The sequence below is a fragment of the Paraburkholderia eburnea genome (genome assembly GCF_002917095.1).
Taxonomy (GTDB): domain Bacteria; phylum Pseudomonadota; class Gammaproteobacteria; order Burkholderiales; family Burkholderiaceae; genus Paraburkholderia; species Paraburkholderia eburnea.
In genome coordinates this window covers 1-12,998 of record NZ_PQGA01000039.1, presented here as the reverse complement: position 1 = coordinate 12,998, position 12,998 = coordinate 1, and the positions used below count along the sequence as shown (strand labels likewise).

Annotated in this window: 9 protein-coding genes; 5 read left to right on the top strand and 4 right to left on the bottom strand. The window is 61.7% G+C overall.

The features are described 5' to 3' along the window. Positions 1–160: 160 nt before the first annotated feature. Positions 161–2,587 (bottom strand): putative bifunctional diguanylate cyclase/phosphodiesterase, encoded by a 2,427-nt coding sequence (locus tag B0G62_RS30625; RefSeq protein WP_103707917.1) that lies wholly within the window; start codon positions 2,585–2,587, stop codon positions 161–163. Positions 2,588–2,840: 253 nt separating this feature from the next. Here B0G62_RS30625 and B0G62_RS30620 point away from each other — a divergent pair, with 253 nt between their 5' ends. Further along, the gene (locus tag B0G62_RS30620; protein ID WP_103707916.1) at positions 2,841–3,131 is read left to right on the top strand and encodes a hypothetical protein; all 291 of its coding nucleotides are present in this window, start codon (positions 2,841–2,843) and stop codon (positions 3,129–3,131) included. A 53-nt stretch (positions 3,132–3,184) separates the two neighbouring features. Here the strand turns inward: B0G62_RS30620 and B0G62_RS30615 are convergent, their stop codons facing one another. Together B0G62_RS30615 and B0G62_RS30610 are read right to left on the bottom strand one after the other, a co-directional pair. After that, the gene (locus B0G62_RS30615) at positions 3,185–5,494 is read right to left on the bottom strand and encodes a TonB-dependent receptor (protein WP_208624262.1); all 2,310 of its coding nucleotides are present in this window, start codon (positions 5,492–5,494) and stop codon (positions 3,185–3,187) included. A 59-nt stretch (positions 5,495–5,553) separates the two neighbouring features. Continuing rightward, on the bottom strand, positions 5,554–6,900 hold the full coding sequence (locus tag B0G62_RS30610; protein WP_103707914.1) for an LLM class flavin-dependent oxidoreductase: 1,347 nt from the start codon (positions 6,898–6,900) through the stop codon (positions 5,554–5,556). Positions 6,901–7,035: 135 nt separating this feature from the next. Here B0G62_RS30610 and B0G62_RS30605 point away from each other — a divergent pair, with 135 nt between their 5' ends. From B0G62_RS30605 to B0G62_RS30595, 3 genes are all read left to right on the top strand, one after another. Further along, positions 7,036–8,124 carry a LacI family DNA-binding transcriptional regulator gene (locus B0G62_RS30605; protein WP_103707913.1) on the top strand — a complete coding sequence of 363 codons (1,089 nt, stop codon included), beginning with the start codon at positions 7,036–7,038 and terminating at the stop codon, positions 8,122–8,124. Positions 8,125–8,299: 175 nt separating this feature from the next. Next, entirely contained in the window at positions 8,300–9,655 is a 1,356-nt protein-coding gene (locus tag B0G62_RS30600; RefSeq protein WP_103707912.1) for an MFS transporter, read from the top strand. Continuing rightward, a complete protein-coding gene (locus B0G62_RS30595; RefSeq protein ID WP_341865964.1) occupies positions 9,652–10,608 on the top strand; it encodes an oxidoreductase in 957 nt (318 codons plus the stop codon). Before B0G62_RS30600 ends, B0G62_RS30595 begins: the two co-directional genes overlap by 4 nt. Positions 10,609–10,711: 103 nt before the next feature. Here B0G62_RS30595 and B0G62_RS30590 read toward each other — a convergent pair whose 3' ends face one another. Further along, positions 10,712–11,959 carry an alpha/beta hydrolase family protein gene (locus B0G62_RS30590; RefSeq protein WP_208624261.1) on the bottom strand — a complete coding sequence of 416 codons (1,248 nt, stop codon included), beginning with the start codon at positions 11,957–11,959 and terminating at the stop codon, positions 10,712–10,714. Between the two features lie 297 nt (positions 11,960–12,256). Between B0G62_RS30590 and B0G62_RS30585 the strand changes: the two genes are divergently transcribed. Further along, complete coding sequence (locus tag B0G62_RS30585; RefSeq protein ID WP_167401372.1) at positions 12,257–12,805, top strand: TetR/AcrR family transcriptional regulator; 549 nt, start codon at positions 12,257–12,259, stop codon at positions 12,803–12,805. The last annotated feature ends 193 nt before the right edge of the window (positions 12,806–12,998 follow it).

The window sequence follows — 12,998 nt, the reverse complement described above, 5'->3', positions numbered from 1 at the left end:
GGAGCCCTTGTAGCGTGTTAGATGGTATGGACGCCTCCCCCGGTAAAGGGTCAGCGAAAACCTGGTAACAGAGAGCACTTGCAACTGGCTGTCCAGTGGTACGTCGAACCTGACCGTAAGTGCCTCACACGCTCTAAACGAGTTCCAGCATTCAGACGGGTTAGCCCGCCTCGGTTGCGCCGGATAGATGACTTGCAACGATGTCCCGGATCTTATCCGCGCTCACGGCCTGGCTGTAAAGAAACCCTTGCGCCTGTATGCAGCCGTTTCGAAGGAGGAAATCCCGCTGGCTGTTTGTCTCGACGCCTTCGGCGATGAGTTCGAAATTGAGCGCCTGCGCCAGAGCAATGATGGCGCGTGTGATCGTTTCTGTCTCCGCATCCAGGCCAACCTCGCGCACGAATTCCCGATCAATCTTGAGGCGATCTGCGCGGAAGCGTTTCAGATATCCGAGGCTGGAATATCCCGTACCGAAATCGTCAATCGCGATGCGCACGCCCATCTCGCGTAGTCCGGCCAACTTCCTCGATGCGAGATCGGGATGACGCATGAGCGCGCCCTCGGTCACTTCGAGTTCGAGCAGTTCGGGCAAAAGACCTGAATCGTGCAGCGCGCTGCGGACCTGTCCGATCAGATCGCCATGTTCGAATTGCAGTGGAGAGACGTTGACCGACACGCGAAGCGCACGCGCATCGTTGGCATTCCAGCGCGCGGCCTCCTTGCATGCCTCGCGCAGCACCCATTCACCAATGCCGCGAATCAATCCGGTTTCCTCCGCGATGGGGATGAATAACGCGGGCGAGACGCTACCCAGTTGGGCATCGGTCCATCGCAGGAGCGCTTCCGCACCAATCATCGCTCCAGAGCGCATATCGAATTGAGGTTGATAGAGCACCTTCAATGTCCCGTTTCTGAGCGCCTGGCGCAGGCGCGTCGAAATGCGCAGGCGAGCAATGGCGGCTTTGCTCAATTCAGGACGATAGAACTGGTACTGGTTGCGGCCGTTCTGCTTCGACAGATACATGGCGGCGTCGGCATTGCGTACCAGCGTGTCGGTGTCGTCGCCGTCGGAAGGATGAATACTGATGCCGATGCTGGCTTCGATGAAAAGCTCGTGACCCGATACATGAGCCGGTTCCGTCATGGCAAGGAGCAGTGAATCGAGCAGCGGTGTCAGCACTGAGTCTGCGCCACCGGTGACGATCATGAACTCGTCGCCACCATAACGCGCCACGGTGCCGCGCTCACCGACGACGCGTTCGATCCTCTTGGCGATATGAGTCAGCAGCGCATCGCCAACGCGATGGCCGAGCGAGTCGTTAACCTCCTTGAAATTGTCGAGATCGAGGAAAATCACGGCAAGCGCCGCGCCGCTGCGCTTCGCCTGCTCGAGCATCCGGGTGAGGCTCTCGTCGAAATGCTTGCGGTTCGACAGCCCGGTGAGGGCGTCGTATTCAGCCCGATGCCGGAGTTCGGCCTGGGCAGCCAGTTGTGCCGTAACGTCTTCCATCACGCAGAGCGTTGCGCTATGACCGTCAAAATCCGTTTGTAGCTGGAATACATTCATCGAGCGAAATTCGCCGCTTTTGGTCCGGTGCTCCCAGATGGCCGTGCCGTTCTCGCGCGCGCCCCCATGCGGCAGCGACTTGCCATGCAACGCCGTTTCATCCTGCCGCAAATCGGCAAGCCTCAATTCAAGCATTTCATCTGCGCGATAGCCAAAGACTCTGGCCGCCACATCGTTGACTGCCACAAGACGTGTGGACACATCATCGACAATCCAGACTGGCAACGGGTTCAGTTCGAAGAGACGCTGATATTTCTCGCGGGCGATATCCGCCGTATAAAGCGCTTCGCGCAAGGATTTCGTGATGTGTGCGTTGCGGCGGAGAAAAGCCAGCAGCAGACACGCCGCGGCAAGTCCCGATCCGAGCAGAAGTGCTGCAGTGGTCTGTGAGTCACGGGACGCCTTGGTAACCGACTGATCGAGATGGGCGTCTTCGTCCACGCGAATCTCGCCAATCTTCTGCATGGTCTGGAAAAAACGCGCATCAAGTTCGCCAAGCAGCGGTGTCGCGACAGTCACGCTGCCAGGCTCAAGCATGGCGCGCATCGCCAGTTCGTTGCTCATGCGCCCCAGATGGCGAATCATGTCCTTCAACTCGTCGAGCAGCGCGAGACAGCGCTCGCGGCCCTCGCAGGTTTGTTGCGCGGCGCTCGCGTTGTCGATGAGTAGTGGAAGCGGGTAGATGTAGGCTGCGCGGCGATAAAAGGGCCGCGTTCCGATGACGGTGTAAAGCTGCTCATGCTCATCGAGCAACGTGTTCTGCAACTCGTCCAGGTCACGCTTGACCGATTCAACGGCATGCTGCTGCTCGAGCGCGCGCCGTTGCTCGCGCGACTGGTGGAGCGCGATAGCGGTATTCAAGGCAATGGCCGAGAGAATGGCGACAAGCGCGAGCGGCGTGACCATTCGCGCCTTGAGCACGCGCAGCAACTCGCCGACCGTCGCGCGTGAAGTCGTCGGCTGTCCCGCTTCTCGTGAATGCTTGTTCTGGCCCTCGATCGCCATATGCTTTGTGCTCATACCGTCAACACCATTGGCATATCGACAAAGATCTGGACAACTTGAGGGTAGGGACTTTCCAGATCGTTACGTGATACGTTTAAGTAAGGAAGATGAAATCAATATCGTTGTCTACGTCCACGCGTCCAGCCGGCCACGCCATAATCTCCGGAGGTGAAGTGTCTTGTGTGTGTCATCGTATAAACCGCTACATGTGCTAGCGTGAGTACAAAGAGCCAACAGAACATTTCAGCCGACCACCAGAAGGATGCTCATGGAATTCAACAATGGCGCTGCACTTGAAGCTCTTAGACTTGCCTTGTATCGACAGATACCGTGGCACAAGCGGCCGGCCATTTTCACGTCGCTGCGCACACTCGGCCTGATCCAGGTCATTGATCAGAAACCGCCCCCCAGTACGAAGTATCTGCCGCCATTGCAGATTGCAATCGTGACCGATAAAGGACAGAAGGAAATCCAGCGTATCGAGGCGTCGATGCATCTTGGCGGATGGCTGAACGACGATTACTTCGCCACGTTCCTTGAAGAGGTTGCGTTTGCCTGAAGGCAACCTCGGAGCCGGTTTGCGGGGCGGGTGAACTGGTAAAGCGGTCAATATCAGAAGAAGTCTTTGCGCAGTTGCACGCCAAAGTAGCGGGATGCATCGCGGGGCACAGCAATCGCAACATAGCCGGTGCCGTTCGCCATCGCCTCGACATAAGACTTGTTGAGCAGGTTCTTGCCGATGAGTGCGACGCGCCAGCCGCTATCGAAGTTGAGCGCGACGCTTGCATTCAGGATGCCGTATGCGCCCTGTTCGGTGGTCGTGGTCGCTGGCAGCGAGAACTGCTCGCGCGCCTGCCAGAAGTAGTTCGCATACAGTTCCAGTTCCGGTCCCAGAGGCAACGGATGGCGATAGTCGGCCGAGATGTTGGTCCTGAAGGTCGGTGCGAATGGCAGACGTGTGCCGTTGACATTGCAACTGGCCTGCGCACCCACGGGGCACGCGAACTGTTCGACGCGTGCATCCGAAAGGGCGAGCCCACCCTTCAGCGTGAGTCCCGTCACCGGGCGTGCCCCCACATCGAGTTCGATGCCCTTGGTCGCGACGGAGCCGGCGTTGATCAGACGCGTCACGACCTGGCCTGCCACCGTGTCGAAGAAGTTTGCCTGATAGTTTGTGTAGTGGGCGTCGTAGAGTGCCAGATTGGCGGTCCAGCGGTGATCCGGCGTCTGCGTTTTCAGGCCGATTTCATACGAGTTCGACCCTTCCGGCTTCAACGCCGTGGTGTCGCGCTGCTGCATGTTGAAGAACGTGTTGATGGCCGGGCCTTTGTATCCATGCGAGTACATAGCGTAGACCATGACATTGCTGGCCAGATCGAACTGCAGCCCCAGGCGGCCGGAAATGCCGTTTGCGTCGGTGAAGCCCGATGAGGCAAAGGACGGGTTGACGCCGGGCACCGCCACGGCGGAGGTGGACGTCCGGTTGAAATCGTAACCCACCTGATCGTGCGTGACCCGGACGCCGGCGATGAGGCGCAAGCGCGGCGTGATGTGGAACGTGCCTTCGCCGTAAGCCGCGATGCTGTTGGTCAGCGTATTGAACACCGCGTCGCCCGTCGTGGGGACGATCGTGGAGGCGCCGGCCGCGCATGGCGTGAGGCCCGGCGCGACGCCTGGCAGCGTGGAATTCAGGCAACTGTACTCGGCGCGGTTGTAGTTTTCGTTGTCCTGCGTGTGCTGCACGTAGAGACCGGCGACATAGTCGAAGAAGCCGCCCTTCGGCGAAGTCAGCCGCAGTTCCTGAGAAAGCTGGGTGAAGCCCACATAGCCACGATCGTTTTCGGCGGGGATCGCCGTGTAGAGCGTCGGCACGAACGCTTCGTCCGTGTACTGCGTGTTGAGCCACTGGCGATAGGCGGAGATCGACGTCAACGTATATCCGTGGCCGAGGTTCCAGTCGACCTGTGCGGAGAGTCCCCAGTTGGTGTCGAGTTCCGCAGGACCGTAGGGGTAGTTGACGGTGCGGTTGCCCATGCCCGGCACTACGGGCGAAAGCGCGACGCCGAACAGGGGATTCGTTGCCTCGCCGATCACGCCGCTCGCAAACGAATCGTGGGCATGCATATAGTCGGCGATGAAGGTTGCCTTGATGTCCTGGTTGGGTGTCAGGACGAATTTCGCGCGAAAGCCCTTGTGGTTGTAGCCGTTGATTTCCTCGCCGGTGTGGATGTTCGTCACGTTGCCGTCGTAGCGCCCGTAAAGCGCGCTGAACGAACCGGTCAGCAAACCGGGAATGAGGGTGGTGGCCACGCCCGCGCTGACGCGCTGCTCGCCGCCCTGGTAGATCTGCGTGTCAACGTAGCCCGTGGTCGTTTTCGAGGGGTCGTTCGTGACGACGTTGATGACCCCCGCCGTTGAGTTCTTGCCGAACAGTGTGCCTTGAGCGCCGCGCAGAATTTCGACGTGGTCGACATTGAGCAGGTCGAGTGTCGCCTGACCCGGCCGTGCATAGACGACGCCGTCGATCACGGTCGATACTGAAGGCTCTACGCCAGGTGAGGTCGAGTTGGTTCCGATGCCTCGTATCGTCAGCGTTTCGTCCTTGCTCGACAGGGAGGGTTTGAACGTGAGTTCCGGAACCTGCGTGATGAGCGATTGGACGTTATTGGAGTTCGAGCGCGCCATGTCGGCGCCCGTGACCACACTGACGGCGACGGGGACTTTCTGAACCGGTTCGCTGCGCCGCGTCGCAGTGACGGTGACGGTGTCGAGTATCTTCACGCCCGCCGTGCTGTCCGCATTGGTCTCGGCGTGGGCAAGCGTCGCCGCGGCATACAGCGCGGCGGCGGCAATCGACTTCGATGACGCGGCCAGCCTGAGGATTTCCCCGTCCCATTTGATTTGCATTACTAAATTATTCATATGTTATCCAGGCTGTTCGTTGACAGCGTATTAGTGTGCGATGAGGCGGGTATCGTTGATCAGACGCCGTTCTGCAAGGCCGTCGCGAGGCGCGCCGGCTTGCGCAGGCCCAGATGGTCCCGCAAGGTCGTACCGGTATAGCGTGTGCGAAAGAGGCCGCGTTGCTGCAGTTTCGGCACGACAAGCTCGCAGAAGCGCGTAAGTCCGTCCGGCAGGTCGGCGGGCATCACGTTGAAGCCGTCGGCGGCGCCCGATTCGAACCATTGCTGCATGGCGTCGGCCACCCGCTCCGCGGAGCCGACCACCATGTGATGCCCACGCCCCGCCGCAATGCGCAGATAAAGCTGGCGAATGGTCAAGCGCTCGGCGCCGGCAAGCGATGTGAGGAGTACCTGGCGGCTGCGCTGCCCGCTGTCAGTGACCGGCAGGTCAGGCAGCGGTCCATCGAGCGGATAGCGCGAGAGATCGAAATTGCCGAGCATGCGCGAAAGCATGGCGAGGCCTGCCACCGGGTCCACGAGCGACTGCAGTTCTTCAAAGCGCTCCTGCGCTTCCGAATCGGTACGGGCCACGATCACGGAAATGCCGGGCATGATCTTCAACTGGTCCGGGTCCCGTCCCGCAACCACCGCGCGCGCTTTCATGTCGCTATAGAACGTTTGTGCCGACGCCAGTTCCGTGTGGGCGGTGAAGACCACGTCGGCGGTCCGGGCAGCCAGCGTGCGTCCCGCTTCGGACGAACCGGCCTGAACGACCACGGGCCGGCCCTGAGGCGAGCGCGGAACGTTGAGCGGACCCGCCACGCTGAAATGCTTGCCGCGATGGTGGAGCACCGAGAGGGTGGCAGCGTCGTAGTAGACGCCGCTTGCCTTGTCGCGAACGAAGCTCGATTCGTCCCAGCTGTCCCACAGTCCCGCCACGACACGGTAGAACTCGTGCGCACGGTCGTAGCGCTGCGCGTGGCCCATGTGCTCGGCCCGCCCGAAGTTTTGCGCTTCGGCCGCATTGTCGGAGGTCACGAGGTTCCATCCGGCCCGGCCGCCGCTCAGCACATCGAGCGATCCGAACTTGCGGGCCACGTGGTACGGCTCGTTGTAGGTGGTCGTGACCGTGGCGACGAGACCGATGCGCTCCGTGAGCGCCGCGAGCGCAGGCAACAGGATCATCGGGTCGAGCCGGTCGGAGCGCGGTGCGCGGTCGGCGCCCGGCGCGACATTCGCAGCGACGTTGTCGGCGAGGAAAACGGCGTCGAAGCATGCGCGCTCGGCGGTTTGCGCCAATGTCGTGTAGGCTCGCAGGTCCGTGCCGGCATCGGCCTGCACGGAAGGGAGGCGCCAGGCGGCCACATGGTGGCCTGTCTCCATGAGAAAGGCGCCGAGATGCATTTGACGCGTGCTTGCGGTCATCTTGTTGTAGGCCCTGTCGTGTGTTTGAACCCCGCGCTGGACTCATCGCTGGACACGATGATTGGGTAGCGCTAACATCGGCCGCATGTTGCGGGAGTGCGGAATTCAAGTCAAACAATGAAAACAGCGGAACATATGTCGGATGAGACTAAGGGGGCTGCGGCTTCCGGTGGCGCCGATGCCCGACGCCGGCGCAATACGGGTCGCATTACCTTGCGCGATGTTGCCGCCCATCTCGGCATTTCCCAGATCAGCGTGTCGCGCTACTTCCAGGAGCCGCAGCGCCTCTCGGAGGAGTTGCGCGAGCGCATTGCCGGAGCCGTGGCTGAGCTGGGCTATGTGCCGAATCTGGTGGCGGGGGGGCTTGCTTCGGCGCGCAGCCGCGTGGTCGGCATGGTGCTGCCCAATATCTCCGGGCCCATTTTTGCCGACACCATTCAGAGTTTCAGCGATGCGCTCACGGCGCGCGGCTACCAATTGCTGCTCGCTTCGAGCTACTTCTCCGCGACGCTCGAAGAGAACGCGGTGCGAGCCTTCCTCGGCTGGTCGCCCGCGGCGCTGGTGCTGACTTCCCATCATCATTCCGCTGCAACGGAAAAAATGATCGAAGGCGCCAACGTGCCGGTGATCGAGACGTGGGACTTCCAGCCCAAACGCGCGCCCATCCAGATTGGTTTTTCGCATGTGAAGGTTGGCCGGCTCGCAGCCCGGCATCTGGTGGACATGGGTTACCGGCGAATCGCTTTCGTGCAGAACAGCCTCGCGGGCGACATCAGCGCGCTCGACCGGCGCGACGGCTATATCGAAGTGATGCGCGAATCGGGCCGCAGGCCGTGGACCTTCGTGCCCACCGAACCGCAGCCTCTGCGGGCGGGCCGACAGGCGCTGGAAGCGCTCGTCAGGCGCCGCGAACCGGCCGACGCGATCATCTTCGCCAACGACAACCTCGCCTCGGGTGCGCTGCTGGCGGCGCGCGGCGCGGGCGTGAGCGTGCCGGACCAATGCGCGATCGTCGGTTTCGGCGACTATGCCTTTTCGGAAATGCTGAGTCCGGGTCTCACGACCATTCGGCCTCCGGCACGGGCGATCGGCGAACTCGCGGCCGAAACGATCTTCGGTCTGGTCGAACGCGATCGCGACGACCCCGCCGACGGGGCACCCGCCGCGCCCGAAGAACTGTTTTGCGAACTCATTCAGCGAGAAAGCACGCACGAGGTGCGCTAGCTTTCGCCCCGGTTCGCTTAGTCGAATCCTGCATATGGTCTGCGCGATTCCTCGTTTGACCGCGAGGCAGGCTTGCTCCACACTGGTGAGATGTTAGCGCTACCCAATACGCGCTGCCGGGAGACTTCCGGTAGTTTCGACGCAGCGTTACGGCTCACGAATGAGGATGTCAAGCATGAACGGTCCCGATCTGCGGACAGCCGGCATTGCGCACCCCGGCGCACTCGATGGCTGGCTGTTTGGCCGCCGCCGTACCCTGAGGGTATTCAGTCTATTTGCACTACTGATGATTTTCGATTTTGCGGATCGCATGCTGATTGCGGCGTTGCTGCCCGCCATTCGTCTTGACTGGCACATTACCGACGCGCAGGCGGGGCTGCTCAATTCCGCGCTGACGTTCGGCATGATCGTGTTTGCGTTCCCGGTGGCGCTCGCCATCGACCGCTGGAGTCGCGTGAAGACTGCCGCGTTGATGGGAGGCGTCTGGAGCGTGGCTGGTGCGCTTGGCGGCGTGGCCGCAAGCTTCGGGCCGTTGCTCGTGGCGCGGGCCGTGGTTGGGATCGGCGAGGCAGGCTATGCGCCCGCTGCCTATTCGTGGATCGCCGCCGCGTTTCCGCGCCGCCACCTCCAGCTAGGGCTGGGACTCTTCAGTGCAGGGGCGCCAGTGGGCATGGCGCTCGGCGTGGCTGGCGCCGGCTATATCGCGCAGCATTATGGATGGCGTCATGCGTTCGGTGTCGTCGCGCTGCCGGGGCTGCTCGTGGCCGCGTTGCTGTACTTCGGCGCCGACTATCGCAGCGGCGATCTCCTCGTCGGTGCCGCCCGCGCCGATCGCCGCGACAGGGAAGGGCCGATTCGCGTCAGCGCTTCTCTCTCATCGCGCTGGCGCATCCTCGGTGTGCCCTCGCTGCTGTTCTCGTTCTTCATGTCCGGCATGACCATGATGCAAAGCGTGCCGGTGTTTTACTTCCTCCCGACCTGGCTCAACCGCGTCCATCATTTTCCGCTGCAGAAAGCTTCGCTACTGACGAGCGTGTTGATGCTGCTGCCGGTTGTTGGGACGCCGCTGGGCGGGTGGATTATGGACCGCGTCACGCAGCGCTATCGGCGGGCCAAGCTCGTCTACGTTGCTGTGGCCGCCGCGTTTTGCTCCGTGCTCAATCTGTCGATCTTTCATTTCGTCGGCGGTTGGCAAATGCAGTATGGTTTGCTGGCTATCTCGATCCTCGTGGGCTCGACCGCCGTAACCGCGCCGATGAGCATGACGCAGGAACTCGTGCATCCACGCGGGCGCGCATTTTCGGCGACGTGCGGTGTGATTGCCAGTGCCGCGCTCGGTTCCATGCCGGGGCCCTGGATCACGGGTTTGTTGTCTGACCGTTTCGGGCTGGGCCTTGCCTTGACGGTAGTGACATTCGTCAGCGGCGTACTGATGGTTTGCGCCGCCTTGCTCGCGCTGCGTTTCTATCTGCGCGACCTGGGCAAAACCGCGAGCGCTCACGGCCACACCCTCGCACCCGCCGCGACATGACCGCTCCCGCAACCAGGATGAACGAATCGATGAAAGAATGGACCGCCGCAGACATGCCGGCGCAAACCGGCAAGCTTGCCGTCGTGACCGGCGCGACGGGCGGCCTGGGCTATGAAATTGCGCTGGCACTCGCGAAGGCCGGCGCCGATGTGATCGTGGCCGCGCGCAATGCAGCGAGAGGCGATCGGGCAATACGCAACATCCGGGCAATCTGTCCCGACGCGCGGGTGCATTTCGAGTTGCTCGATCTCGCGAGCCTCGAATCGATCGAGCAGTTCGCCGCGCGCACGGTGACAAGCGGGCGCCAGCTCGACCTGCTCGTCAATAATGCCGGTGTCATGGCGTTGCCGGATCGGCACCTGAGTGCAGACGGCTATGAATTGCAGTTTGCGACCAATCATCTCGGACACTTCGCCCTGACTGCGCGATTGCTGCCGCTGCTGAAGGGGGCGCATCGCGCGTGCGTGGTGACCTTGAGCAGTCTCGCTCACCGGCAGGGCCGCATCGACGTCGACGACTTGCAGGCAAGCCGTTCTTACCAACCGTGGAAGGCCTATGCGCAGTCGAAACTTGCCAATCTGCTCTTTTCGCTGGAGCTGCAACGGCGCAGCGAGGCGAACGGTTGGGGGCTCGTCAGCATCGGCGCTCACCCGGGCTCATCGCGGACCGAACTGATCGCCAACGGCCCGGGAACGACCGGTGGCGTGCTCTGGCGTCTTTCCCTGCTGCTTTCGCCGTGGTTGAGCCAGTTCGCGGCCGAGGGCGCGTTGCCCGCTCTTTACGCCGCGACCTCCGCTGCCGCACAAGGCGGGGCGTACTATGGTCCGGACGGCTTCTACGAAATGAAGGGGCGTGTGGCCCATGCGAAGGTGGCACAGCAGGCGCGAGACGAGCGGCTTGCCGCTGCATTGTGGGCGCTTTCCAATGAACTCGCGCAAGTAGCGTGGGAGTAACGTAACGCCACGGCGTGCCAGATAGCGGCGTCATCGAGGCAGGTGTGAGGGATTCGCTGCTCCCAGGCGAACCTGGTCGGCAACTGTCCGGGGCGCGCCCTCATCACCTCCCCAGCGTCTCATCCAGCCAGTCGAATATACGCGCATTGGCGAGGCGGCCGGCCCCGACCTCGCAATGAGCGCCCGCACCCTCCTCATTGGTGAAGGTCATCAGCGTCTTCTGGCACGTGAGATGGTCGTAAAGCTGCTGAGGCTGCCCCTTGAAGAACAGGTCGCCCTCGGCATCGCAGACGAGGGTTGGGCAGCGGATTTGCTCGGCGATTCCGCCTGCCAGCGTATAGTCGAGCGTCTTGCCGATGTATTCACTGGGCGTTGCGGCGCCAAAACACCACATGCCATGCGTAATCGCCCAGCGCGACACCGGCGACGCGGCCATGGCCACTTCCATCGCCCGGTCTACCTGTGGCACAGGACCGTCCCTCAACGCGCTTAAAAGCGCGTGCCGCCCGGCCTCGGGCATTCGGCTCACGTGGGGCGCGCCGTAGTCGTAGAGGCCGTCGTTGGCGATGACGGCGGCAATGCGATGTTCGAAGGCTGCCGCGCGGGGCGCGAGATAGCCACCGAGGCTTTCCCCGCGAAGCGCGATGCGAGACGGATCGATACCGGGCAATGTCAGCGCGAAATCGACCACCGGCGTGACGACATTCTCCCAGTCGTGGCGGAAGACTAGTCCCTCGTTGTGCAGGGGGCCGCACTGGCCAGGACCGTCGAAGCACAGTACATGATATCCGCGCTCCACCGCTGCCCGCGCCCCGCTCCAGTGCAGTTCTTCGGCGGAACCGTCGAAGCCGCTATGCAGGATCAGCAGCGGCCGCACGCCCTCGCCGGCGTAGTGAAAGTAGCCGGGCAACGTGGTGCCTTCATAGGGGATGTCCACCGGCTTGATCCCAGGATCGTGCAGCGCCGCCGCCGACCGGTAGCAGGCGACTGAGCGTTCCCAGGCACGATTGACACGCGGGTCCTGCGGATTGCCATGCAGGAAGAATTCCGAGGAGCGGTAATAGTTGCAGGCGCGCAGGTAGCTGTCGCGAGCGCTGATCCGACGGCCGTTGGCGAACTGCCGATCGCCCTCGGATGCGATGCGATCCGCCATGGCGTTCCAGGCGTCATACCAACTGTCGTAGTCGCCCGCCGTGATACGGGCGCTGACCGCCATGACTTCCCCAAACGAGCCACCGCCGTACTCGTCCGCACCGAACATGCGCACTGTCTCGAACCAGAACTGTTCATCGCCGGGGAACAGGAAAGCGGAAGCTTTCGCGGGAGGGTTCATGACTGTTTGAGTGGTCACGACGATTTCCTTGAAAAAGTTAGGGGCTAGTCTGGAAGGCAAATTACGTCCATTTCGCTCAGTCGCTCACAGGGTCGATGCGGAGCCTGCAGTGCAGCCGGGGTCCAGTAACCGCCCCGGTGACGAACTGGCCCGCAATAACCGAAGCTAGAATTTCCAAACTAAAGCAACCCAATGTACTTTTACATACAACTGGACAAAAGGCAACTTTATTTGCTTTAATGGCGCATGACTGAGACTTCACAAAAGCGGCCCAGAGGGCGAAGCACACGGGTCAAGAACGCGGTGTTTGACGCAGTGGAAGCACTGTTGAGCGAACGGCATGGCGAGATTCCGTCAATGCTTGAGATTGCGGAACGGGCGGCGGTCAATAAGACCAGTTTGTACAGACGCTGGGGAGATATCCGGAATCTGATGGCCGACGTCGCTGTTGAACGTCTGATTCGCGAAGAGCCGATTCCGACCGGCGGATCGGTGCGTGAGAATCTGGTGACATGGGCCATGTCGATCGCGCACTCGTTGAGCAATCAGCATTCGCTGTCGTTGCTGCGCGTGATGGCGATGACACCGCAGGTTTCGGCGCAAGAACGGGACATTATGAAAACTCCCATTGGACGGCGCCTGGAAGAACTGAATCAAATGCTCGACGTAGGGCGACAGTTGGGCGAGGTCGTACCCAGTTCCGAGTTGATTGTTGAAATCGTGCTCGCACCACTCTATATGCAGGCCCTGTTCACCGGCTCAATGCAGACTATGGAAAGTACGACACGACGCGTGGATCGAGCATTCCAGCTAGCCGGTATTGATGCCGCGCCGGATTGCCCGCGCAATGGGCCGATCGATTGAGCGAACCTGTTGCGCGGGCAGGCGAATATTTCAACCAGGTCGGGTAGGGCGGCACAGGCTCGACTCAGGTGCGCGCCGACAAGCTCAGGTGCGCAACGGCGAAACGCCATTCTTTGTCCGTCAGTTCCGTTGGGTATGGCTTGCGTGGCGCATCACACCAGGATACCCGGTCCGACTGAGCGTGCCTGACACT